Here is a 22,609-nt window from a genome sequence, read left to right as displayed (position 1 = left end):
CGCGCGCCGCGCTAACCCCGTCATTGCGAGCGCAGCGAAGCAATCCAGAGTGTCTCCGCGGATGCATGGCTGGATTGCTTCGCTGCGCTCGCAATGACGATGCCGGACGATCCCGCTACAAACCTATGGCAACATCACGCCGCGCGAGGTCCCATGCCCAGCTATCGCCTGCACTACTTCCCGGAATCCGGCAACAGCTACAAGCTCGCGCTGATGCTGACGCTGTGCGGCGAGAGGTTCGAGCCGGTGTGGACCGATTTTGCCGGCGGCGTCACGCGCACGGCGGAATGGCGCAAGGCGGTCAACGAGATGGGCGAGATTCCCGTGCTCGAAATCGACGGCGTGAAGATGACGCAGACCGCGCCGCTCCTGCTCAAGCTCGCCGAGCAGTACGGCCGCTTCGGCGCGGAGACGGAGCAGGAAAAGTTCGAGCTGCTGCGCTGGCTGTTCTGGGACAACCACAAGCTCACCGGCTACATGGCGACCTATCGCTTCATGCGCGCCTTCACCGAGAAGAACGATCCCCAGGTGCTGAAGCATTTTCGCCGCCGGCTCGAGGACTTCCTCGGCATTCTCGACGGGCATCTCCAGCACAACGACTTCGCGATCGGCGCAAGGCCGACGGTCGCCGACATCTCGATGATGGCCTATCTGCATTATCCGAGCGACGAGCACGGTTTTGACTTCGCCACGAGCCATCCCGCCATCCACGCCTGGCTCGGCCGCATCGCCGCGCTGCCCGGCTGGAAGCCGGCCTATGAGCTGCTGCCGGGCAAGCGGATGACGAACTACGCGAAATGAGGGGGCCAGCGCCAAGCTTCAGCGCCGTCATGGCCGGGCTTGTCCCGGCCATCCACGATCTTGGACGCGGATACGAGAACGTGGATGCCCGGGACAAGCCCGGGCATGACGAAGGAAGCGCGGCTTACCGCAGCGACAGCCAGCCGAGCGTGAACAGGATGCCGCCGACGATGACGGCCACCGCGATCGCCGAGATGCTGACGCGGGCGCTGCCGGCGATCTGCTTGGCTTCTTCGTTCTGCGCGATTTCGCGATTGCGCGCCTTGTTGGCGTTGCCCGTATCCGTCATGAATCATCCAAATCGCTTTGTTGGCTAACGCGTCTTGATGAAGCACATGCCGATGCGGCGCGAGGCCGCGGCGGCCTGACAGGTGAGACCGTTAGCACAGTTCCATGACGTAAAACTCTTGTCCGGCGTTCCCGATCCCGCATCCCGCAGGGAACAATGGGCGCCCCAGCCGTCCTGATACTCGCTTCCGGCGAGCTCGCGGCTGCCGCGGGTCTGCGGCCGGCTGGCAAATCCGCGTGAGAAATCGGGACGTTTGCCCGTGGCGAAGGCGGTCAGGATATCGCGGCGACGCAGCTGGTCACCGACGAAATGCGGCGAGGCCGGCACAATGGCCGCGTTGGACGGCTTGTCGGCGAGCCAGTCGACGCCAGGGAAATGGAAGCCGCCGATGCCGCGGGTCTGGTGGCATCCTGAGCAGGTGACGTCGTTGAGGCGACGCTGGAAGCCCGCGACCGAGCGGATGTTCTGCATGTCTCCGCGCGCGGCGGCCTGCTTCAGCGCGCCGACCACGTCGTCATCGGTGAAGACCGGGGCGCCGCTGCCCTCGCCTCCTTCTTCTCCTTGCAACATGCCGAACTCGGGCTGCAGCGCGGAAGCGTCGAGGCCGGCGGGCGTCGCCACCACCGCAGCCTTGGCCAGGAATCTTTCCGGGATCAGCACCGTGCCGCGATCGAATTCGCGCAGATTCTCGGGTGCGAGCAGCCAATCCCTGAAATCGCGCCGGAGCGCATCGTCGGCGAGGATGCGGTCGCGGTCGATCTGGTTCTCCAGCACCGCTTCGGCGAACGTCTTCGTCGCGGCGTCGTACTTGAACACCTTGAGCAGATAGTCGGAGCGGAAATCGTGCAGCGCCGATTTCGGCGCGACGGAGACCTGGATGTTGGTCTCGATGCGATCGAGCATGGAATCGTCGCGGCCGCCGATCAGCTCCTGCCAATTGCCGTTGTCGAGCCAGCGCCGCGCGATCTCGGCGCAGCTGATCGGCTTGCCGTTCCCCTCCGTCCGCGACGCATCCCTCGCCTTCATTATGAGATTGAACGTCATCGGCAACCGCGTCGCGACCTTGCCGCCATCGGGCCTGCTGTCGAAACGCGCCAGACGATAGATCAGCCGGATTTCTCCGCAGGACTCTTCTGACACGTAGGCGCGGTCCATGCGGTTGATGATACCGGCCAGCACGAAGCGCGTGTCGGGCGACGTCAGATTGGCCCGATCGAACAGCTGTACGTCAAAACCTTCGCCGACGCCGATGGTCTCGGTCGGATAGGCTGCCTTCCGCTGGGCAATGTAGCGCTCGAGCTCCGCGTCGATCGCGGGAGGAATGTCCTTGAGCTGCGGCAGCGATGCGAACAGCCGGTCGGTTGTCAGCGGACCGTCCGCCTTGCGCGCCGGCGCCAACAGGCGCGGGATCGTGAGGACGTCGCCGTCGTCGAGCTTGCGCAACAGATCGGGATCGGCGATTGCCGTGCCGCGCATCAGCTGCGCCGTCTCCGCGGCTGATGGCGAGGCGGCGCCGCCAAGCAAGACGGCGGCAGCAATGAGAATTCGCAGCGCGCGGCTCATGCCTTAGGTAACACCGCGCCGGGATGCCTATTCAAGCAAAAAGGCGCCTCACATGCTGGTGAAGCGCCTCTTCGAAAGTCGAATATCGAATGCTCAGCGTGCGACGATCAGCCCCTTGCTGGTGACGACCACCCAGCGGCCGTCCTGGCGGCGGATCGCATCGACGCGGCCGACGCCGGGGATGGGGTCGCCGGGATAGACCTCGTAGAGGCCGTCGCGGCCCTCGATCAGCGCGCCGCCATTGGCAGCGTTGCGCAGCCGCCAGCCTTCGATCGTCGGCAGACGGCCGACCTCGGGCTTGGGGGCGGCAGCCACCGGGGCCGGTGCAGCGGCGGCAGTCGCAACCTGAGTCGGCGCGATCGAGCCGGTGGTCTCCCTGGCGGGAGCTGCGGCAGCCTGCGCGGGCGCGGCGGACGACGTGACGCGGAGCTTGTCGACGGCCTCCGACAGCTTTGCGATCCTGGCGAGCGGCTCGGCCTGTGCCTTCTCGAGCTTGTCGAGGCGATCGTTGGCGCGATTGAACTGGCTGAGGCCCGTCTTCGAGCCCTGCTCGACATTGGCCTTGAGCGCGACGAGGTCGGCATCGATCCGCGCGACCGAAGCATCGAGCGCGCTGGTATCAGTGACCTGCACCGGCGCCTGGGCGGGGCTTGCGAAATGCATCATTCCGGCCGTTGCGAGCGCGCCGCTGATCGCGCCGACACCGGCTGCGATCGCTACCACCGCGGCCATTGCCGACAGGCGCCGCTTGCCAGCGGCCTCGCGCGGCTCGTCCGCCTTCACATGCGGGGCAAAATCCTCGCGGTCCCAAGAGCCATTCCACGACCGCTCCGAGGGCGCCATGACGATGAGCTTGCCGGGCTTCGGCTCGGGCTTGGCCTCGGCTTTGGCTTCGACCTTCGGCAGCTCGATCCTTGACGCTTCGATCTTTGGCGGCTCGACCGGATCCGGCTTGGGCGGCGCCTCGTGGTCGGGGGCGATCGAGGGGGCGTCGATCCCGGCAGCCTCGACAGCCTGCAGCGCGGTCGTTCCGGCTTCGACGACGCTCTTATCCTGGGCAGCCTGCTCGGCCATTGGTTCGCTCACGGTTCAAATACTCCGCTCTGGATTGACCTTTTGGTAACTTTCATTGCTTGCGAAATCCTTACCTTCGGACCCGCTTACCGAAATTTTAGGAAATTATCCGGGGCCGAATTAGGCCGGGAAGATGGAACCGGTGTGGCGGGCATGAAACAATTTGTAACCGAGCCAAGATGAACGACGGCGGAATGACGACACGACGCGCGTGTCTCACCCGTCATCCTTCGAGGCTCGCCGAAGTGGCGAGCACCTCAGGGTGACGGTGAGAGACTTGAGCGCGCCACCTCCACGTCGTGATTGCGAGCGCAGCGAAGCAGTCCAGAATCCCTCCGCGGAAGAAGTCTGGATTGCTTCGTCGCAAGGGCTCCTCGCAATGACGGAGCAGGCAGTGCCCGCCCCTCACTCACATCACGGTTCGTCACATCACGACCGGCGCATCCGGCAGCTCGTTCGCAGGCGAGGCCCGCGGCGGGAAATGCCGCGCCAATTCGCGCGACACCGCTTCGATGCCGCCGATGACGCCGCGCTCGAACTGGCCGGAGGCGAACTCCGCCTCCATGGCGCGACAGATGCTCTCCCAGCCCGCCGCGCCCACCTTCGCGTCGATGCCGCGATCGGCGATGATCTCGACGTCGCGATCGGCGAGCAGGAGATAGATCAGGACGCCGTTGTTGTGTGCGGTGTCCCAGATACGCAGCAACGAGAACACGTCGAGCGCCCGCGCTCGGGCCGGCTGGTTGCGGAACAGCGGCACGCCGTCGAGTGCGCCCTCGACCACGAAGCGGACCTGGCCGGAATGGGCGGCTTCGCCGCGCTTGATCGCCTGCTCGATGCGGGCGAGGACGTCTGGCGGAAAGATCTGCTTTGCCCGCCAATGATGCTGCACGAGATGTCTGGCAATGCGCTTGATGCTCATGACCGCTACCAGCTCCCCGAGGCGCCGCCGCCGCCGAAACTGCCGCCACCGCCGCTGAAGCTGCCGCTGTCGCTGCTGCTCGAGCCGCTGCTCCAGCCGCCTCCCGACGAGCCGCTCGACCACGAGCCGCCGCGCGAGCGGCCGGTGCCCGGCGTGATCGCCGAAAACAGATCGGCGATGAAGCCGACGATGAAGCCGAGGACGCCGACGGCGGCGGCGAGCGCTGCGGAGCCGAGGATGAACCACGTCACCGCCGCAATGATGCCCCCGGTCACCATTGATCCGAGCAGCCGTCCCAGCATGGCGCGGAAGAACCCGCCGACGCCGATCGAGGCGAACAGCGCCACGGCGAAGACCGGCGCGAGGTCGTCCAGATTGTGGGCGAAGTTGACGCTGCGCGAGGGGGACGGCAGCGGCTCGCCGTCGATCACCCGCATCATGCGGTCGACGCCATCGGAGATGCCGCCGGCGAAATCGCCTGCCCTGAACTTCGGCGTGATGACCTCATCGATGATCCGCCGCGACGTGACGTCCGTCAGAGCGCCTTCCAGGCCGTAACCGACCTCGATACGCAAGTGCCGATCATTCTTGGCAACGACGAGGATCGCGCCGTCGTCGACCTTCTTGCGGCCGATCTTCCAGGCGTCCGCGACCCGGATCGAGAACTGCTCGATCGTCTCCGGCTGCGTCGTCGGCACGATCAGGACGGCGATCTGGCTGCCCTTGCGCGCCTCGAAGTCTTGCAGCTTTTGCGACAGCGAGGCGATGTCGGCGCTGGAGAGCGTGCCGGTCTGATCGACGACGCGGCCGGTGAGTTGAGGGACGGCGACGTCGGCGAGGGCTGGGAAAGCGAGGGCGAGGAAGAGTGCGACGACGAAGACGATGCACGAGGATGCGGTCGAAGCAGCCCGCCACAACCTCGCTGTCATCGCCCGCGAAGGCGGGCGATCCAGTATCCCAGAGGCCGCAGTGCTTGAACCGAGAGGCCGCGGCGTACTGGATTCCCCGCCTTCGCGGGGAATGACGACGGTGGGTGGGGCGCGCATGGGCGGCGAATGCGGCTACTTCGACGGCGCTGGCGCCGGATTGAAATCCACCTTCGGCGCGGTCGAGATCGCCTTCTCGTTCTCCACCGAGAAGTTCGGCTTCTCCTTGTAGCCGAACATCATCGCGGTGAGGTTGCTCGGGAAGGAGCGGATGGTGACGTTATAGTCCTGCACCGACTTGATGTAGCGGTTGCGCGCTACCGTGATGCGGTTCTCGGTCCCCTCCAGCTGCGACATCAAATCCTTGAACAGGGCGTCGGACTTCAGCTGCGGATAGTTTTCGGTCACGACCAGAAGCCGCGACAGCGCGCTGGAGAGCTCGCCCTGGGCTGCCTGGAACTTCTGGAAGGCGGCCGGATCGTTCAGCACCTCGGGCGTCGCCTGGATGCTGCCGACCTTGGCGCGCGCATTGGTGACGCCGAGCAGCACGTCCTTCTCCTGCTGCGCAAAGCCCTTCACCGAGTTGACGAGATTGGGCACGAGGTCGGCGCGGCGCTGATACTGGTTCACGACCTCGGACCAGGCGGACTTGATCTGCTCGTCCTCGCTCTGGATCGCGTTATAGCCGCAATTGGTGAGGCTCAGCGAGGCCAGCGCCGCCAGCACGGTGAGGATCTTGCGCATTAAATTTCTCCCGGTGGAATCTGGCGCAAACTACCAGAACGGCTCCGCGGAGTGTCGAGATTTTTCCGTCATTCCGGGGGACCGCGCAAGCGGGGCCCGGAGCATCGAACCCGGAATCTCGAGATTCCGGGTTCGCTTCGCGCCCCGGAATGACTGCGACAAGCACGTGCGCGCCCACCCCAGCCGACTGACGCAAGCCTCTTGCCTATCCCTGACCGACATAGTCAACTCTCGACAACAAGACGAAAAGCGCCAGGGGGAACGCGATGACCTCGTTCGAGACCATCCTCGTGGAGCGGCCCGAGCCGGCGATCACAAGGGTCGTGATGAACCGGCCCGAGGCGCGCAACGCGCAGAACCTGCAGATGACCTACGACCTCAACGCCGCCTTCGACGCGGCGGTGCAGGACGATGCGGTCAAGGTGATCATTCTCGCCGGCAGCGGGCCGCACTTCTCGTCCGGCCACGACCTGCGCCCCGGCGGCAAGAACGCGGCCGGCGTCGATTTCCCGCCGATCGGAAATTGGGGCGGTTTCGCCGAGCCGAACGCGCACGGCCGCTTTGCGCGCGAGCAGGAAATCTATCTCCAGATCACCCGGCGCTGGCGCAACCTCGCCAAGCCGACCATTGCCGAGGTGCACGGCAAGTGCATCGCCGGCGGGCTGATGCTGGCCTGGGCCTGCGATCTCATCGTCGCCAGCGACGATGCGCAGTTCTGCGATCCCGTCGTCACCATGGGCGTCTGCGGCGTCGAGTGGTTCGTGCACCCCTGGGAGCTGGGCCCGCGCAAGGCCAAGGAGTTCCTGTTCACCGCCGACAGCTGGAGCGCGCAGGAGGCGCACCAGCTCGGCATGGTCAATCAGGTCGTGCCGCGCAGCGAATTGTCATCGCGCGTGCTGGAGCTGGCGCGCCGGATCGCGTCCAAGCCATCCTTCGCGCTGAAGATGACCAAGGAAGCCGTCAACCGCTCGGTCGACGTGATGGGACAGCCCGCCGCGATCGATCAGGCCTTTGCGCTGCATCAGCTCTGCCATGCCCACAATCTTCAGGAGTTCGGCATGATCGTCGATCCCTCCGGCCTGCATCCTTCCGTGCGCAAGCCGCCGCCGGCGGCGGAGTAGACAACATGGACCTCAATCTCAGCGACGAGCAGAAGCTGCTGCGCGACAGCGCGGAACGCTTCGTGGCCGGAAGCTACGATGCCGCTCACCGCCGCAGGATGGCGAACGATCCGCTCGGCTTCAGCCCCGCGGTGTGGAAGCAGTTCGCCGAGCTTGGCTGGCTGGCGCTGCCGCTGCCCGAGGAATTCGACGGGCTCGGCGGCGGCGCGGTCGAGATCGGCATCCTGATGGAGGCCTTCGGCCGCGGGCTGGTGTCGGAGCCCTATGTCGCGACCGTGGTGCTGGGCGCCGCCCTGATCGCCAGATGCGGCACCCACGAGCAGAAGCAATCGAGCCTGCCCAAGGTCGCGGACGGATCACTGAAGCTCGCATTCGCGCATTCCGAGCGCGCGGCGCGGTTTGATCTCGCCAAGGTCGCGACATCGGCGACCAAGACGGCGCAAGGCTGGCGTCTTTCAGGCAGCAAGATCGCGGTGCTCGACGGCCATGCCGCCGATGAGATCATCGTCTCCGCGCTCGTGCACGACCATCACGGCCCTTCGGGACGGATCGGCCTGTTCGTGATGCCGGCGACCGTGCCGGGCGTCGCGATTTCCGACTACGCGCGCCTCGGCGGCGGGCGCGCCTGCAACATCGAGCTGTGCGACGTGCATCTGCCGGAAGACGCCCTACTCGGCGACGGCCACGACGCGCTGCCGGCAATCGAATGGGCCGTCGATCGCGCCATGGCCGCACTCGGTGCGGAAGCTGTCGGCATCATGCAGACGCTACTCGACACCACGCTCGACTACACCAAGATCCGGAAGCAATTCGGCCGGCCGCTCTCGGCCAACCAGGTCATCCGCCATCGCCTCGCCGACATGGCCATGCAGGTCGACGAGGCGCGCTCGATGGCGCTGCGCGCCGCGCTGAAGGTGGACGCTGCGCCGACCGAGCGCGCCCGGGCGGCGTCGGGCGCGAAGGCCAAGATCGGCAAATGCGCCCGCTTCGTCGGCGAGCAGGCGATCCAGCTTCACGGCGGCATGGGCGTCACCGAAGAGCTCGAGGTCGGCGCCTATTTCAAGCGCCTCGTCGCCTTCGACACGCTGTTCGGCGGCAGCGCGCATCACTATGCCCGCCACGCCGAGCTTGGCCGCAGAGCCTGACACCGGGAGAGCATCATGGACCTGTCGTTCAATGCCGAGGAGCGCGCCTTCCAGGACGAGGTGCGCGGCTTCATCGCCAGGAATCTCACCGAGGAGATGAAGCGCGCGACCGCGCTGACGCCCTCGGTGTTCTCCGACCCCGATATCGGCACGGCCTGGCAGCGCGCGCTGCATAGGCAGGGCTGGGGCGCGCCGGGCTGGCCGGTCGAGTGCGGCGGGCCGGCCTGGACGCCGGCGCAACGCTGGATTTTCGAAACCGAATGCGCGCGGGCCGGCGTGCCCAATGTCAACGTGATGGGCGTGAAGATGGTCGGGCCGGTCATCATCGGCTTCGGCAGCCCCGAGCAGAAGAATTTTTACCTGCCGCGGATTCTCTCCGGCGAGGATTATTGGTGCCAGGGCTATTCCGAGCCGGGCTCGGGCTCCGATCTTTCCTCGCTGAAGACGCGGGCGGTGCGCGACGGCGACGATTACATCCTCAACGGCACCAAGATCTGGACCACGCACGCCCACCACGCCAACCGCATGTTCGCGCTGGTGCGCACCGGTGACGGGCCGCGGCAGCAGGACGGCATCAGCTTCATCCTGATCGACATGAAGACGCCGGGCATCACCACGCGCCCCATCCTCACCATCGGCGGCGACCACGAAGTCAACCAGGTGTTCTTCGACGACGTCCGCGTGCCGGTCGCCAACCGCGTCGGCGAGGAAGGCAAGGGCTGGACCTATGGCAAATATCTGCTCGAGTTCGAGCGCGGCTCCGGCATCGCTTCGGCGAAGCTGCGCGAGGGCTTGAGGGCGATCACGGATCTTGCCGAGTCGGACCTGACGGGACGCGCCATCGACAGTCCCGATATCGCAACGCGCATCTCCGAGGTCGAGGTCGACATCGACGCGCTGGAGATGACCGAGCTGCGCGTGCTCTCGGCGCTGCAGACCGGGCAAAACCCCGGCGCGGTGTCATCGATCCTGAAGCTGCGCAACAGCGAGATCCGCCAGGCCGTGACGCGGCTCGGGGTCGACGTGATCGGCCACGACGCGCTCGCCGTCGAGTCGATGCGCCCACTCTACAGGCTCAACCACGAGCCGGCGATCCCTGAGGAGATGCTGACAATGGTGCCGGAATATCTCAACGGCCGCGCCTACACCATCTTCGGCGGCACCTCGGAGATCCAGCGCGATATCATCGCGAAGATGATGTTGGGGATTTGAAGGCTACGGCTCTCTCCTCCGTCATTGCGAGGAGCTCTTGCGACGAAGCAATCCAGGATCTTTCCGCGGACAAAATCTGGATTGCTTCGCTACGCTCGCAATGACGAGGACCTTGAAGGCTTACCCCGCCGCCCGCGCATCCCGAATCGCCTTCCACACCTTCTGCGGCGTCAGCGGGGTGTTCAGCTGGGTGATACCGAGCTCGGCGAGCGCGTCCATCACGCCGTTGGTGACGCAGGGCGGGCCGCCGATGGCGCCGGATTCGCCGCAGCCCTTGGCGCCGAGCGGATTGGTGCGGCAGGGCGCGGAATCATCCAGCGTCACCACGATCGGCGGCACGTCGTCGGCGCGCGGGATGCAATAGTCCTGATAGCTCGCGGTCAGCAGCTGGCCGTCGGCATCGTAGGACACGCCCTCATACAGCGCCTGGCCGATGCCTTGCGCGACGCCGCCATGGATCTGCCCCGTCACCAGCATCGGGTTCACCGCTACGCCGACGTCGTCGACCGTGGTGTAGCGCACCACCTTGGACACGCCGGTCTCGGGGTCGATCTCGACCTCGCAGATGTGCGTGCCGTTCGGCCAGCTCGGACCGTCCACCTCACCTTCGGAATCGACGCTGAGCTTGGCGCCGCTCTCCTTCTCGGCGAGGTCGAACAGGCTGATGCTGCGGTCGGTGCCGACTACGGTGAGCATGCCACCCTGATATTCAATGTCCTCGATCGAGGTCTCCAGCACGTTGGCCGCCTTCTCGCGCGCCTTCTGGATCAGATCGTTGGAGGAGACCGCAACCGCCGTGCCGCCGACGAACAGCGAGCGCGAGCCGACGCTGCCGAAGCCCATGGCAAGATCGGTGTCGCCCTGCACCACGTCGATCTTCTCCATGGGAATGCCGAGCGTGTCGGAGATCATCTGGGTGTAGGTGGTCTGCAAGCCCTGCCCCATCGCCATGGTGCCGGAATGCAGCACGACGCGGCCTTGCGAGGTCGCGTGCAGGCTGACCTTCTCGGTGTGCGCTCGGCCACCGGTCCATTCGATGTAGGAGGTGAGCCCGCGGCCGTAGAGCAGGCCCTTCTTCTTCGCGGCCTTCTTGCGCGCGGCAAAGCCGTCCCAATCCGCAAGCTTCACGGCGCGGTCGAGCATGTGGGCGAAGGCGCCGGAATCATAGACCTGGCCGGCCGCATTGGTGTAGGGCAGCTGCGCCGGCTTGATGTAATTGGCCTTGCGGATCGCGCGCGGATCCATGCCGATTTTGCGCGCGGCGGCGTCGAACAGGCGCTCGACGATGAAGACAGCCTCGGGACGGCCCGCGCCGCGATAGGCGCCGACCGGGGCAGTGTGCGTCATCACCGACTTCACCTCGAAATGCACCAGCGGCAGATCGTAGACGCCGGTCTGCACGAACGGCCCGAGCACCAGCGGGATGATATTCGCCGCGCCCGAGGAATAGGCACCGGTGCAGCCGATCGACTTGACGCGATAGGCCAGCACCTTGCCCTTCTCGTCGAGCGCGAAGGAGGCGGTCGAGGTCAGATCGCGGCCATGGGTGCCGCCGACGAACTCGTCGGTGCGGTCGCCGCGCCAGCGGATCTTCTTGTTCAGCTTGGTCGCGGCATAGGCAACGATGCCGTCTTCGGGATAGAGATTGGTCTTCTGGCCGAAGCCGCCGCCGATGTCGCCGACCAGCACGCGCACGCTGTCCTTGGGGCGCTTGAGCACGGCCTCCGCCAGCACGTCGCGGGTCGAGGCCGGCGTCTGCGACTGCACGTGCAGCAGCAGACGGCCGGTCTTCTTGTCGATCTCGGCGATGGTCGAGCGCGGCTCCATCGCGGATGGAACGAGGCGCTGGCTGACGAGATCGAGCTCGACGGTGTGCGCCGCCTTGGCGAAGGCCTCGTCGACCTTGGCCGCATCGCCATAGCTCATGGCGCCGACGATGTTGTCGGGTGCCTCCGGCCACACCACGGGTGCGCCGGGCTTGACGGCCTCGACCGGATCGACCACCGCGGGCTGAACGTCGTACTCGACGGTGATCGCCTCGGCGGCGCTCTGCGCCTCCGCGCGCGACGAAGCCACCACGACGGCCACGGCCTCGCCGGCATAGCGCACGACCTCATGGGCCAGCAGCCGGCGCGGCGGCACCGTCATCGGCTTGCCGTCGGGGCGCTTGAAGATGTTCAGGGTGGGGATGGCGCCGATGTCGTCCTTGACGAGATCAGCGCCGGTGTAGATGGCGGTGACGCCGGGCATCGACGCCGCGGCGCTGGTGTCGACCGAGACGATCTTCGCGTGGGCATGCGGCGAGCGCAGCACGTGCAACCACAGCGCGCCGTCAGCCGGCTTGTCGTCGATGAATTGTCCCTTCCCGGTGAGCAGCCGCTGGTCTTCCAAACGCTTGACGGGCTGCCCCGCTCCGAAACGCAAATTGCCGGGAAGGATATTCATTCCGCTGTGTCCTCGAAATCCGCAAAAACGACCGCGGCGGTTTTAGCGGATTTTGCGGGCCAGACAACCGAGCCCGGGCACATCTGCGATGCGCGTCAGAGCCCCTTGCCGGCGCGGAATGGCCGGCTAGGACCGGTCGATATCGACAATGCCTACATTCACATCACGGCTGTCCGAGCCGCGTTTGACCGTGAGCCGGACGGTCTTCCCCGTCCCGGCCTGCTCCAACGCGTCGGTCAGGTCCGAGAGGCGCCGCACCGGCTTGCCTTCGGCCGCGGTGATGATGTCTCCGACCGCCCCTGTCGAAAAATTGACGCCGCGAATCCCCGCCCGCTCCGCCGGGCTGCCGGGGGCGATCCGCACCACGATCACCCCCTCGACGCCGAGCCGGGTGGAAACATCCTCGCCGGCGGCCACGATGCCGATGCCGGGCGTCGGCACCCGGCCGCTGCGAATGAGTTCGGGGACAATCCGGTTCACGACGTCGACCGGGACAGCGAAGCCGATGCCGGCGTTCGAGCCGGACGGCGAGATGATCGCCGTGGTAACGCCGATCAGACGGCCGGCGGAATCCAGCAGCGGCCCGCCCGAATTGCCCGGGTTGATCGCGGCATCGGTCTGGATGACGTTGGCGATCTCCCTGCCGGCATGGGTCGGCAGCCTGCGCTTGAGCGCGCTGATGATGCCGGAGGTCATCGATTGATCCAGACCGAAGGGATTGCCGATCGCAAAGGCGGATTGCCCGACCTTCAGGTCGCTCGAGCTGCCGAGAGCGATCGGCGGCGGCAGCTGGCGCACGCTGCGGATCCGCAGCACCGCGAGATCGTAATTGGGAGCCGTGCCGACGAGGTCGACCTTGGCCACCTCTCCCGACGCAAACCGCACCGCGATCTCGCCCCCATTGGCGATGACATGGTTGTTCGTCACGAGATGACCGTCGCGATCCCAGACGAAGCCCGTGCCGGACGCGCCGCCGCCCTGGCCTTCCTCGCCCATGAGAGGACTGGCTGCCGACTTGGCCGCAACCTGGACGACCGAAGGAGACACGCGCTCGAAGATTTCGATGGTCGCCTTCTCGCCATCGGACAGCGGACCGCGCTGCTCGACCGCGCGTGCGGTGGGCGCCGCCCATGGGACAGGGACATGCAGGACTTTTGCGGCAGTGACGGCAAGCAGCAGGGCGGCGAAGGCTGCCGCGGCAATCGCATAGCGACGGTTCATCGGTGACCACCGTGTCCAGTGCTGAATACGGCCTTAGGATGCATATGCATGGGGTGACAGATCCGGCTTACGCAGCAACGTCGCAAACGAACGGAAGTTTCCCGGCTGGGCAGGTAAGGGCTTTTCTGACTCATGCACGGGTGCCGGGGCATATTGCCGCGCGCCAAACAGCTAGGTCAGCTCGCGCAGCGCCACTTCCACGACCTTCCGTGCCTCGGCCGTGAGCGGCGCCTGCGGCGGGACGGGGTCGCCGACGTCGTAGCCCTGGATCGAAAGCCCCGCCTTGATGCAAGCGGCGAGATTGAAGCGGGCGAAAGCTTCGTTGATGCGCCACAGCCTGCGCTGGAGCACCATCGCCTCGTCCCAGCGGCCGGCCTTGCAGAGCTCGTAGAGCGCAACGCTCTGGCGCGGGATGATGCAGGCCGGGCCCGCCATCCAGCCGCGGCCGCCGATCAGCATCACCGCCGCCGGGATGTGGGCGGAGGCGGAGAACACGCGCAAGGAATCGCCGCAGCGGTTCATGATCGAGAGCAGCCGGCCGGTGTTGGTCGAGGCATCCTTGATGTAGCCGATGCGCGGATGCTCGGCGAGGCGCGCAATGACGTCGGGGGTGAGATCGGAACGCTGAAATTGCGGATTGGTGTAGATGACGACGGGGATGTCCACGGCATCGGCGATGGCGCGGAAGTAGGATTCGACCTGGGCGTCAGTGAGCGGGAAATAGGCTTCCAGGATCGCGAGGATGCCGTCGGCCCCACACTTCTGGTAGGCCTTCGCCTGCGCCACCGCGTCGGCCGTCGAGGTCGAGGCGACGCCCGCCACAACGGGTACCCGGCCCTTTGCAGCCTCGATCGTGGCCTGCACGACAGAGCTGCGTTGCGCGGCATTGAGATAGGCGAATTCGCCGGTCGAGCCGAGCGGCGTCAGGCCGTGAACGCCGGCGCCGATCAGGTCGTCACAGAGCTTGCCGAGGACGTCGGTGCGCACATTGCCGCCGGTGTCGACGGGCGAGACGAGATAGGGAAAGACGCCGTGGAATTCGGACATGTCGGTGAGGATCCCGGAGCGCAGGCTGGCCTGACGGGTCTTAGCAACGCCCGCGCCGGCGATCAAACCCTGATCAGCCGCACCCGGGTGCCCCAGGGATCGATGGCCTCAAGGCCGTCCGAAAGCGCCGTGATCTTCGCGCCGCCCTTGCGCAGGCGTTCCTCCTGTGCGGCGAGAATGTCCTGCTTCGCCGTCACCAGCGAGAACCATGCAAGGCCCGTGGTGGCATCGTCGCGCCGGCCGGCGCCCTGGCTCTGCCAGACATTCATGCCGAGGTGATGGTGATAACGGCCCGACGACAGGAACGCGGCGCCGCTGCGCTTGCGCGTCGGATCAAGGCCGATCGTGCCGTGATAGAAGCTCTCGGCCTGCGCCAGATCGCCGACGCGCAGATGCATGTGGCCGACGCGCAAGCCGTCCGGCGCCCTGGCATAGTCGGCGACGCGTGTATTGGTCAGCGACAGCAGGTCGGGAATGTTGAGCTCGTCGGTCGCCATCTTGACGCTGCCCTCGCTCCATTGCCATTGCGAGGGATCGCGGTCGGCATAGACCTCGATGCCGTTGCCTTCGGGGTCGTCGAGATAGACGGACTCGCTGACGAGGTGATCGGCAAAGCCCGACAGCGGCACGCGATGCGAGGCGGCATGCACCAGCCAGCGCGCGAGGTCTTTTCGCGTCGGCATCAGGAGGGCGGTGTGGTAGAGGCCGGCGGCGTTGCGCGGCTCGATTCCCGCATCGGGACGGGCCTCCAGCACCAGCAGCGCTATGCCGGCCGTGCCGAGCTTCGCGGCGGTCGCCGAACGCTCCATCACGGCAAGCCCGATCACGTCGCGGTAGTAGTCGGCGACCTTGTCGAGATTCTTCACCCGCAGCGTCACCATGCCGACCCGCATCGGGGTGCGGCTGGCAAAGGTCGGCCCGCCGCCTTGAGGAATGCCCTCGGCGCGCGCCGCGGCAGCAGCCGCCATCGCGAGCGAGGTTGCGCCGGCGAGTTGCAGCAGGGTGCGGCGGGTGAGATCGATGGTCATCGGTCAGGGCTCGTTCAAAATGGTTGGGGCCATGCGGCGCAATGTCGGCCGATTGCTACACGTTCCCGTGAGCGGGTCCCAATCACATGTTCGTCGGCCGTGGCCTTGACGAGCCCGTCCTTGTCCTGGCCACCCGGCCAGTTTCGCAATTCCCCGCGACATCCCAGATTGAGGGCAATCACAGGAGCACGCCATGACCGATCCTAGTCCCCTGTCTTCACTGTCATCCGCCCTCGCGGAAGTGGTGGCGCGCACCGCACCCTCGATCGTCTCCGTGCGCTCGCATCGCTTTCGCTCGACCGGCTTCGTCTGGAAGAGCGGCCTGATCGTCACCGCGGACGAGGCGCTGGCCGACGAGGGCGAGGTCGAGATCGGCCTTCCCGATGGTGGCACCACCGCCGCCACGATCGCCGGCCGCGACCACACCACCGATATCGCGCTGCTGCGCGCCGATATCGCATCGGCCCCGGTCAGGCTCGCGGCAACCGTTCCGCCGCTGGGCGCATTGGCGATCGTAGTCGCCACCAACCGCGACACGCCGAGCGCGGCGCTCGGGATGGTGTCGGCCTCCGGCAAGAGCTGGCGCTCCCTCCGCGGTGGCGACATCGATGCGCGGATCGAGCTCGATGTCCGCCTGCGCGGCAGCCAGCAGGGCGGCCTCGCGCTCGATGCCTCTGGACAAGCATTCGGCATGGCCGTGCTCGGCCCGCGGCGCGTGCTGGTAATCCCGACCGCGACGATCGAACGGGTCGCGGCGCAGCTCGAGACGCGCGGCCGCATCGCGCGCGGCTATCTCGGCCTGGGGCTGCAGCCGGTGCGGCTCGACGACGGCATCGGCGCGATGGTGATGAACGTCGACAAAGCCGGCCCCTCGGCCGCGGCCGGCATCCGTCAGGGCGACGTGATCGTCGCGGTCAACGACCAGAAGCTCTCCGGCGTGCGAGCGCTGTCACGGACGCTGGGACCTTCGAGCGTCGGCGCGGTGATCGATGTCGCGGTGCGCCGCGGCGGCGAGCCGGCCAGCTTCAGGGTCACGGTCGCCGAGAGGCCGGAGACGTGAGCGAGGACAGCTCCCCGGAGATCGTGCTGTCCCTGGAGATCGACGATCCCGCTCTCGCCGACCGCCTGGCGAAGCTGCTCGGCAACGTCACAGGGCTACGCCTAGCCGCGCCCGGCGAAGCTGCCGCGGCGACGATCGTGGCGCGTGATCCGCGCATCATGCCTGATGACATCGCACTGACCCAGCGCGAGCTCGACGTGCTGGCGCTGATGGCCGAGGGCGCCTCCAACAAGATGATCGCGCGGCAGCTCGGCATCTCCGTGCACACGGTGAAATTCCATGTCGGCTCGCTGCTCGACAAGCTCGACGCCACCGGCCGCACCGACGCGGTTGCGCATGCGGCGCGACGCGGCGTGATCGAGCTGTGACGGACTCCAGAGCGGCGAGGTCTTGACGCGGGCGTCAGGGAGCCGGTCCAGCTCTCTCCGCGTCATTGCGAGGAGCGCTTGCGACGAAGCAATCCAGACTGTCCCGGCGGGAGGCAGTCTGGATTGCTTCGCTGCGCTCGCAATGACGAGATGGATAGAGCTTGGCCGCGTCAGGCGGCTCAGCCGTTACACCCGCTTGCCGCCGTTCTTCTCGGCCGCGCGGCGCAGCGCTTCGGCGAGGGCGCCGCCGCCGGAAGAGGATTCCTGCTTGCGTGGCGCCGACGACGTCATGCGGGACGGATTGCGCGCGCCATTGTCGCGCTGCATGCCGGGGGCGTCCTTCTTGGCGCCGACCTCGTCGTCGAGGCGCAGCGTCAGGGAGATGCGCTTGCGCGCGACCTCGAAGTCCAGCACCTTGACCTTGACGATGTCGCCGGGCTTCACCACCTCGCGCGGGTCCTTGATGTAGTTCTTGGACATCGCCGAGATGTGCACGAGGCCGTCCTGGTGCACGCCGATGTCGACGAAGGCGCCGAAGGCGGCGACGTTGGTCACGGTGCCCTCGAGGATCATGCCCTTCTGGAGGTGCTTGATCTCCTCGACGCCCTCCTTGAACACCGCGGCCTTGAACGCCGGGCGCGGGTCGCGACCCGGCTTTTCCAATTCACGCAGGATGTCGGTGACGGTCGGCAGGCCGAAGGTCTCGTCGACGAAATCCTTCGGCTTCAAGGTGCGCACGATCTCGCTCGAGCCGATCAGCGCCTTGATGTCGCTCTTGGTGGCCGCGAGGATGCGGCGCACCACCGGATAGGCTTCCGGATGCACGCCGGAGGCATCGAGCGGGTCCTCGCCGCCGAGAATGCGCAGGAAGCCTGCGCACTGCTCGAATGCCTTCGGCCCGAGTCGCGGCACGTCCTTGAGCGCCTTGCGCGACTTGAACGGGCCGTTGGCGTCGCGGTGCGCCACGATGCTCTGCGCAAGGCCGGCGCCGACGCCCGACACGCGCGCGAGCAGCGGTGCGGACGCGGTGTTGACGTCGACGCCGACGGCGTTCACGCAATCCTCGACCACGGCATCGAGCGACTTGGCGAGCTTGGCCTGGCCGAGGTCGTGCTGATACTGGCCGACGCCGATCGCCTTGGGCTCGATCTTGACCAGCTCGGCCAGCGGATCCTGCAGCCGCCGCGCGATCGAGACCGCGCCGCGCAGCGTGACGTCGAGACCCGGCAATTCTTCCGAGGCGAAGGCGGAGGCCGAATAGACTGAGGCGCCGGCTTCGGACACCACGATCTTGGACATCTTCAGCTCGGCGAGGCCCTTGACCAGCTCGGTCGCGAGCTTGTCGGTCTCGCGCGAGGCGGTGCCGTTGCCGATCGCGATCAGCTCGACTTTGTGCTTCATCGCGAGCCGGCCGAGTGTCGCCAGCGACTCGTTCCACTGCCGCTGCGGCTCGTGCGGATAGATCGCGGTGGTGTCGACCACCTTGCCGGTCGCATCGACCACCGCGACCTTGACGCCGGTGCGGTAGCCGGGATCGAGCCCCATGGTGACGCGGGTGCCGGCCGGCGCGGCCAGCAGCAGGTCGCGCAGGTTGGAGGCGAACACGCGCACGGCTTCGGTCTCGGCCGCATTCCACAGCCGCATGCGAAGATCGATGTTCAGATGCACCTGGATCTTGGTACGCCAGGCCCAGCGCACGGTGTCGATCAGCCAGCGGTCGCCGGGACGCTTGAGGTCGGCGATGCCGAACCGCTTCATGATCTTCAATTCATAGGCGCTGGGCACGCCCGGCGGCGGCGCCTCGGCCTCGGCCTGAATTTGCAGATCGAGGATCTCTTCCTTCTCGCCGCGGAACATCGCGAGGATGCGATGCGAGGGCAGCTTGGTCAGCGGCTCGGAGAACTCGAAATAGTCGGCGAACTTCTCGCCCTCGGTCTTCTTGCCGTCGCGCACCTTGGAGGCCATGCGCGCGTTGGACCACATCTCCTCGCGCAACGCGCCGATCAGGTCGGCGTCCTCGTCGAAGCGCTCGACCAGGATGGCGCGGGCGCCGTCGAGCGCGGCGGCGGCATCGGCAACGCCCTTCTCGGCATTGATGAAACCTTCGGCCACGACCTTCGGATCGTTGCCGGGCTCGGCGAGCAGTTGATTGGCCAGCGGCTCGAGGCCGGCCTCCTTGGCGATCTCCGCCTTGGTGCGGCGCTTCGGCTTGAACGGCAGATAGATGTCTTCGAGGCGCGCCTTGCTGTCGGCAGCCATGATCGAGGCTTCGAGCGCGGCATCGAGCTTGCCCTGCTCGCGGACCGATTCGAGGATGGCCTTGCGGCGATCCTCGAGCTCGCGCAGATAGACCAGGCGCTCCTCCAGGGTGCGCAATTGCGCGTCGTCGAGCGCACCGGTCGCTTCCTTGCGGTAGCGGGCGATGAAGGGAACCGTGGCGCCGCCGTCGAGCAGCGTCACCGCCGCCTCGACCTGCTCGGCCCGAACCCCAAGCTCCTGCGCAATTTTCTGGTTGATATTTGCCACGCGAGATTCCCTCTATCCAAGCCCGCCGTGCGGCGGCGAACCACCGGCCACGGGACGCCGCTTATGGACCAGGCGGGGTTGATTCAGCAAGGTACGCCGGACCACCGTCGACAGGGGATTTTTTTCTCGAACCGATGCGATCTCGCCACATTCGTGGGGAGGCGCGGCTTCTCTCTTGCGTCGCGGCAGACCAGGATAGCCGATCCGTCATCCCTGCTTGACAGGAGCCGCTGTTCAGCGGCTGTTTGCTCCGCCGGGCCCCTGAACTCCACAAGGACAGTCATGCGTACAAGATCGGTCGGCGTCTTCAAGATCGCCACCACGGGCCCCGGCGATGTCTCCGGTCTCATGGCCAGGATCGGTTCGGGCGCGATCGATCCGCGCGAAATCCTGGCGATCCTCGGCAAGACCGAGGGTAATGGCGGCGTCAACGATTTCACGCGGGAATACGCCGTCAGCGCGCTGTGCGCGGCGCTGGCGCCCCACCTCGACCTGCCGCCGCGCGAGGTCGAGCAGCGCATCGCCTTCGTGATGTCCGGCGGCACCGAGGGCGTGCTCAGCCCGCACATCACGGTGTTCACGCGCCGAGCCATCGACAGCCCTCCGGTACGCCCGTCCGGAAAGCGGCTGAGCATCGGCATGGCGCAAACGCGGGATTTCCTGCCCGAGGAGCTCGGCCGCTCCGCGCAGATCACGGAGACGGCGACCGCCGTGAAGGCGGCCATGGCGGATGCCGGCATCAGCGATCCCGCCGACATCCACTTCGTGCAGATCAAGTGCCCGCTGCTCACGAGCGATCGTGTCGAGGCGGCAGCTGCGCGCGGCAACAAGACAGCGACGACCAGCGCCTACGCCTCGATGGCCTATTCCCGCGGCGCCTCCGCGCTCGGCGTCGCCGTCGCGCTCGGCGAGATTGCGGCCGATCTCCACGATGAAGACGTGCTGCGGCGCTACGATCTGTTCTCGTCCGTGGCCTCCACCTCATCAGGCATCGAGCTGATGCACAACGTCGTCATCGTGCTCGGCAACTCGGCGGCATCAGCAAGCGAGTTCGAGATCGGTCATGCCGTGATGAACGACGCCATCGACTCCGCCGCGGTGGTCGCGGCGCTGCAAAGCATTGGACTCCGCATCGCGCCGCAGGCAACGGAGGGCCGCGAGCTCATCAACGTCTTCGCCAAGGCGGAGGCCTCACCTGATGGCACGGTACGCGGCTGCCGTCACACCATGCTGGAGGACACCGACATCAGCTCGACGCGCCACGCCCGCGCCGCGGTCGGCGGCCTGATCGCGGGTCTTGCCGGCACCGGCGCGGTCTACGTATCAGGCGGCGCCGAGCATCAGGGTCCCGCTGGCGGCGGGCCGGTTGCAGTGATTGCGCGACTGTCGGATTGAGAGGGCGGCATCACCGGTTTTGCGACCCCTCCGCCCGGCGCAACCCTGCCCCCCGCGCCGGCTCAGTTGATTCAGACCCTCCCTTGCGAAAAAGGTGGCGCCGCACCTTTGTGGGGATTTGAATTTCATGACGTTGCCGATGAGCTGGAATGAATGGGCGCAGCACGATGGCGTCGCGCTGGCCGGCCGCGTCCGCAAGGGCGAGCTGACGGCAAAGGAGCTGGCGCGCCAGGCCGCCGCAGGCGTCGCCAAGGTCAATCCGGCGCTGTCGGGCGTGGTCGAGCTGTTCGAGGACGTGATCGCCGATCCCGCCAAGGACGGCGCCAATCTCGGAGGTCCCTTCGCCGGCCTGCCCTTCCTGATGAAGGATCTCGGGCCGACCATGAAGGACCGGCTGCAGGAAATGGGCTCGCTGCTGATGCGCGGCAATCGCGCCAGCGCCGACACGTTCCTGACCGGTAAGTTCCGCCAGGCCGGCCTCAACCTGATCGGGCGCACCACGACGCCGGAATTCGGCGTGTGCTCTTCGGCCGACAATCCCGCCGTCTACGTCACGCGCAATCCCTGGAATACCGACTACACCACCTGCGGCTCGTCCGCGGGCAGCGCCGCTATGGTTGCCGCCGGCGTGGTGCCGATCGCACACGCGACCGACGGCGGCGGCTCGATCCGCATTCCCGCCGGCGTCAACGGCAATATCGGCCTGAAAGTCTCGCGCGGCGTGTTCTCGCTGGCGCCCCACATGTCGGACCTGACCGGTCTCGTCTCGATCCAGGGCTGCCAGTCGCGCTCGGTGCGCGACACCGCCGCCTTCGTCGATCATGCGAGGGGACCTGCGCCCGGCGAGTTCATGCCGTTCTGGACCACGGCGCAGCCCTATTCGGAGATGATCAAGCGCGATCCCGGCAAGCTGCGCATCGCGCTCTCGCACACATGGGGCGACTACACCGCGACGCCAGAGATCGCCGCCGAGCTGGAGAAGGCCGGCCGCTTCCTCGAAGGCCTCGGCCATCACGTCGATTATGCGCTGCCCGAGCTCGACTTCCGTGCCGCCTTCGCCGCGCAGACCACCTGCTACATCTCGAACTTCGCGGTGGTGATCTCCAACATGCTCGCCGCGCGCGGGCTGGAGAAGCCGCCGGAAGATCTGATCGAGCCGATGAACATCCGCATCTGGGAAGCCGGCCGGCATACGAGCTTCGCCGAGCGCGCGAAGATGCAGGGCGTGTTCAACACCACCTCCCGCGGTTTCGGCGCCTTCTTCGAGCAGTGGGACGTGATCCTGACGCCGATCACCGCGCTGCCGACGCCCAAGGTCGGCACCAAGGAATATCTCACCATTTCCGACAATCCCGACGTGCTGGACTGGTTCGGCAATCTCTGGCGCTTCTTCGCCTTCACGCCGCTCGCCAATCTCTGCGGCATGCCGGCGATCTCGATGCCGATGGCCATGCAAGACCACGGCCTGCCGCTCGGCATCCAGGCCATCGCCAAGCAGGCCAACGACGGCCTGTTGCTGCAACTCGCCGCCCAGATCGAGCGCGCGCTCGACGGCAAGTGGAACGGCGGCAGGAAGCCGAAGGTGCATGTGGGCTGAGGCGAGGCGAAGCCGTTCACCTCAAAGTCAATGTCGACTTCGTTGCAGCCATCCTTCGAGATGCCCGCTTTGCGGGCTCCTCAGGATGAGGTCTGGTTTCGCGGCGAGATGTCAGACCCTCATGG

Annotated in this window: 19 protein-coding genes; 8 read left to right on the top strand and 11 right to left on the bottom strand. The window is 66.7% G+C overall.

Annotation, left to right across the window (positions count from 1 at the left end; genetic code table 11):
* The first annotated feature begins 153 nt into the window (after positions 1-153).
* The gene (locus tag AC066S_RS03400; protein WP_478268915.1) at positions 154-801 is read left to right on the top strand and encodes a glutathione S-transferase family protein; all 648 of its coding nucleotides are present in this window, start codon (positions 154-156) and stop codon (positions 799-801) included.
* Positions 802-925: 124 nt separating this feature from the next.
* Here AC066S_RS03400 and AC066S_RS03395 read toward each other — a convergent pair whose 3' ends face one another.
* The 6 genes from AC066S_RS03395 to AC066S_RS03370 all read right to left on the bottom strand — a co-directional run bounded on the left by AC066S_RS03395 (position 926) and on the right by AC066S_RS03370 (position 6,319).
* A complete protein-coding gene (locus AC066S_RS03395) occupies positions 926-1,090 on the bottom strand; it encodes a hypothetical protein (protein ID WP_478268914.1) in 165 nt (54 codons plus the stop codon).
* 24 nt (positions 1,091-1,114) lie between these two features.
* The gene (locus AC066S_RS03390) at positions 1,115-2,653 is read right to left on the bottom strand and encodes a hypothetical protein (protein WP_478268913.1); all 1,539 of its coding nucleotides are present in this window, start codon (positions 2,651-2,653) and stop codon (positions 1,115-1,117) included.
* Positions 2,654-2,746: 93 nt separating this feature from the next.
* A complete protein-coding gene (locus AC066S_RS03385) occupies positions 2,747-3,727 on the bottom strand; it encodes a hypothetical protein (RefSeq protein ID WP_478268945.1) in 981 nt (326 codons plus the stop codon).
* Positions 3,728-4,151: 424 nt separating this feature from the next.
* The gene (locus AC066S_RS03380; RefSeq protein ID WP_126259198.1) at positions 4,152-4,649 is read right to left on the bottom strand and encodes a TPM domain-containing protein; all 498 of its coding nucleotides are present in this window, start codon (positions 4,647-4,649) and stop codon (positions 4,152-4,154) included.
* 5 nt (positions 4,650-4,654) lie between these two features.
* Positions 4,655-5,578: a TPM domain-containing protein gene (locus AC066S_RS03375; protein ID WP_478268912.1), complete on the bottom strand. Its 924-nt coding sequence runs from the start codon at positions 5,576-5,578 to the stop codon at positions 4,655-4,657.
* A gap of 132 nt (positions 5,579-5,710) precedes the next feature.
* Positions 5,711-6,319, bottom strand: coding sequence for a LemA family protein (locus AC066S_RS03370; protein WP_061878947.1), 609 nt, complete (start codon positions 6,317-6,319; stop codon positions 5,711-5,713).
* A gap of 266 nt (positions 6,320-6,585) precedes the next feature.
* Here AC066S_RS03370 and AC066S_RS03365 point away from each other — a divergent pair, with 266 nt between their 5' ends.
* From AC066S_RS03365 to AC066S_RS03355, 3 genes are read left to right on the top strand one after another with little or no spacing between them, the layout of a single operon-like run.
* Positions 6,586-7,440, top strand: coding sequence for an enoyl-CoA hydratase (locus AC066S_RS03365; protein WP_135164993.1), 855 nt, complete (start codon positions 6,586-6,588; stop codon positions 7,438-7,440).
* A gap of 5 nt (positions 7,441-7,445) precedes the next feature.
* Positions 7,446-8,585 carry an acyl-CoA dehydrogenase family protein gene (locus tag AC066S_RS03360; protein ID WP_478268911.1) on the top strand — a complete coding sequence of 380 codons (1,140 nt, stop codon included), beginning with the start codon at positions 7,446-7,448 and terminating at the stop codon, positions 8,583-8,585.
* A 15-nt stretch (positions 8,586-8,600) separates the two neighbouring features.
* Positions 8,601-9,797: an acyl-CoA dehydrogenase family protein gene (locus AC066S_RS03355; protein ID WP_478268910.1), complete on the top strand. Its 1,197-nt coding sequence runs from the start codon at positions 8,601-8,603 to the stop codon at positions 9,795-9,797.
* Between the two features lie 120 nt (positions 9,798-9,917).
* On the opposite strand, the gene AC066S_RS03350 is transcribed toward AC066S_RS03355, so the two are convergent.
* From AC066S_RS03350 to AC066S_RS03335, 4 genes are all read right to left on the bottom strand, one after another.
* Positions 9,918-12,242 carry a xanthine dehydrogenase family protein molybdopterin-binding subunit gene (locus AC066S_RS03350; RefSeq protein WP_478268909.1) on the bottom strand — a complete coding sequence of 775 codons (2,325 nt, stop codon included), beginning with the start codon at positions 12,240-12,242 and terminating at the stop codon, positions 9,918-9,920.
* 126 nt (positions 12,243-12,368) lie between these two features.
* Complete coding sequence (locus AC066S_RS03345) at positions 12,369-13,463, bottom strand: S1C family serine protease (protein ID WP_478268908.1); 1,095 nt, start codon at positions 13,461-13,463, stop codon at positions 12,369-12,371.
* A gap of 171 nt (positions 13,464-13,634) precedes the next feature.
* Positions 13,635-14,510 carry a dihydrodipicolinate synthase family protein gene (locus AC066S_RS03340; protein WP_478268907.1) on the bottom strand — a complete coding sequence of 292 codons (876 nt, stop codon included), beginning with the start codon at positions 14,508-14,510 and terminating at the stop codon, positions 13,635-13,637.
* A gap of 62 nt (positions 14,511-14,572) precedes the next feature.
* Positions 14,573-15,538 (bottom strand): VOC family protein, encoded by a 966-nt coding sequence (locus AC066S_RS03335; RefSeq protein ID WP_478268906.1) that lies wholly within the window; start codon positions 15,536-15,538, stop codon positions 14,573-14,575.
* A gap of 193 nt (positions 15,539-15,731) precedes the next feature.
* Between AC066S_RS03335 and AC066S_RS03330 the strand changes: the two genes are divergently transcribed.
* Together AC066S_RS03330 and AC066S_RS03325 are read left to right on the top strand one after the other, a co-directional pair.
* Positions 15,732-16,598, top strand: coding sequence for a S1C family serine protease (locus AC066S_RS03330; protein WP_126259189.1), 867 nt, complete (start codon positions 15,732-15,734; stop codon positions 16,596-16,598).
* On the top strand, positions 16,595-16,966 hold the full coding sequence (locus tag AC066S_RS03325) for a response regulator transcription factor (protein ID WP_126259188.1): 372 nt from the start codon (positions 16,595-16,597) through the stop codon (positions 16,964-16,966). The genes AC066S_RS03330 and AC066S_RS03325 overlap by 4 nt, the downstream gene beginning before the upstream one ends.
* Positions 16,967-17,152: 186 nt before the next feature.
* Here AC066S_RS03325 and AC066S_RS03320 read toward each other — a convergent pair whose 3' ends face one another.
* Positions 17,153-19,492 (bottom strand): Tex family protein, encoded by a 2,340-nt coding sequence (locus tag AC066S_RS03320; protein WP_478268905.1) that lies wholly within the window; start codon positions 19,490-19,492, stop codon positions 17,153-17,155.
* Positions 19,493-19,774: 282 nt separating this feature from the next.
* On the opposite strand from AC066S_RS03320, the gene atzD reads away from it, so the two are divergent.
* Together atzD and AC066S_RS03310 are read left to right on the top strand one after the other, a co-directional pair.
* Positions 19,775-20,887 (top strand): cyanuric acid amidohydrolase, encoded by a 1,113-nt coding sequence (gene atzD / locus AC066S_RS03315; RefSeq protein ID WP_478268904.1) that lies wholly within the window; start codon positions 19,775-19,777, stop codon positions 20,885-20,887.
* Between the two features lie 127 nt (positions 20,888-21,014).
* Complete coding sequence (locus AC066S_RS03310) at positions 21,015-22,484, top strand: amidase (protein WP_478268903.1); 1,470 nt, start codon at positions 21,015-21,017, stop codon at positions 22,482-22,484.
* The last annotated feature ends 125 nt before the right edge of the window (positions 22,485-22,609 follow it).

The organism is Bradyrhizobium sp. CFUWI, from assembly GCF_056429085.1.
The sequence above is the reverse complement of the archived record's forward strand: the minus strand, read 5'-3'. Positions and strand labels throughout refer to the sequence as shown.

Excerpts from the sequence above, each read along its gene's own strand:
- AC066S_RS03400 (WP_478268915.1), top strand. The coding sequence starts at position 154 with ATGCCCAGCTATCGCCTGCACTACTTCCCGGAATCCGGCAACAGCTAC.
- AC066S_RS03395 (WP_478268914.1), bottom strand. The coding sequence starts at position 1,090 with ATGACGGATACGGGCAACGCCAACAAGGCGCGCAATCGCGAAATCGCG.
- AC066S_RS03390 (WP_478268913.1), bottom strand. The coding sequence starts at position 2,653 with ATGAGCCGCGCGCTGCGAATTCTCATTGCTGCCGCCGTCTTGCTTGGC.
- AC066S_RS03385 (WP_478268945.1), bottom strand. The coding sequence starts at position 3,727 with ATGGCCGAGCAGGCTGCCCAGGATAAGAGCGTCGTCGAAGCCGGAACG.
- AC066S_RS03380 (WP_126259198.1), bottom strand. The coding sequence starts at position 4,649 with ATGAGCATCAAGCGCATTGCCAGACATCTCGTGCAGCATCATTGGCGG.
- AC066S_RS03375 (WP_478268912.1), bottom strand. The coding sequence starts at position 5,578 with ATGACAGCGAGGTTGTGGCGGGCTGCTTCGACCGCATCCTCGTGCATC.
- AC066S_RS03370 (WP_061878947.1), bottom strand. The coding sequence starts at position 6,319 with ATGCGCAAGATCCTCACCGTGCTGGCGGCGCTGGCCTCGCTGAGCCTC.
- AC066S_RS03365 (WP_135164993.1), top strand. The coding sequence starts at position 6,586 with ATGACCTCGTTCGAGACCATCCTCGTGGAGCGGCCCGAGCCGGCGATC.
- AC066S_RS03360 (WP_478268911.1), top strand. The coding sequence starts at position 7,446 with ATGGACCTCAATCTCAGCGACGAGCAGAAGCTGCTGCGCGACAGCGCG.
- AC066S_RS03355 (WP_478268910.1), top strand. The coding sequence starts at position 8,601 with ATGGACCTGTCGTTCAATGCCGAGGAGCGCGCCTTCCAGGACGAGGTG.
- AC066S_RS03350 (WP_478268909.1), bottom strand. The coding sequence starts at position 12,242 with ATGAATATCCTTCCCGGCAATTTGCGTTTCGGAGCGGGGCAGCCCGTC.
- AC066S_RS03345 (WP_478268908.1), bottom strand. The coding sequence starts at position 13,463 with ATGAACCGTCGCTATGCGATTGCCGCGGCAGCCTTCGCCGCCCTGCTG.
- AC066S_RS03340 (WP_478268907.1), bottom strand. The coding sequence starts at position 14,510 with ATGTCCGAATTCCACGGCGTCTTTCCCTATCTCGTCTCGCCCGTCGAC.
- AC066S_RS03335 (WP_478268906.1), bottom strand. The coding sequence starts at position 15,538 with ATGACCATCGATCTCACCCGCCGCACCCTGCTGCAACTCGCCGGCGCA.
- AC066S_RS03330 (WP_126259189.1), top strand. The coding sequence starts at position 15,732 with ATGACCGATCCTAGTCCCCTGTCTTCACTGTCATCCGCCCTCGCGGAA.
- atzD (WP_478268904.1), top strand. The coding sequence starts at position 19,775 with ATGCGTACAAGATCGGTCGGCGTCTTCAAGATCGCCACCACGGGCCCC.
- AC066S_RS03310 (WP_478268903.1), top strand. The coding sequence starts at position 21,015 with ATGACGTTGCCGATGAGCTGGAATGAATGGGCGCAGCACGATGGCGTC.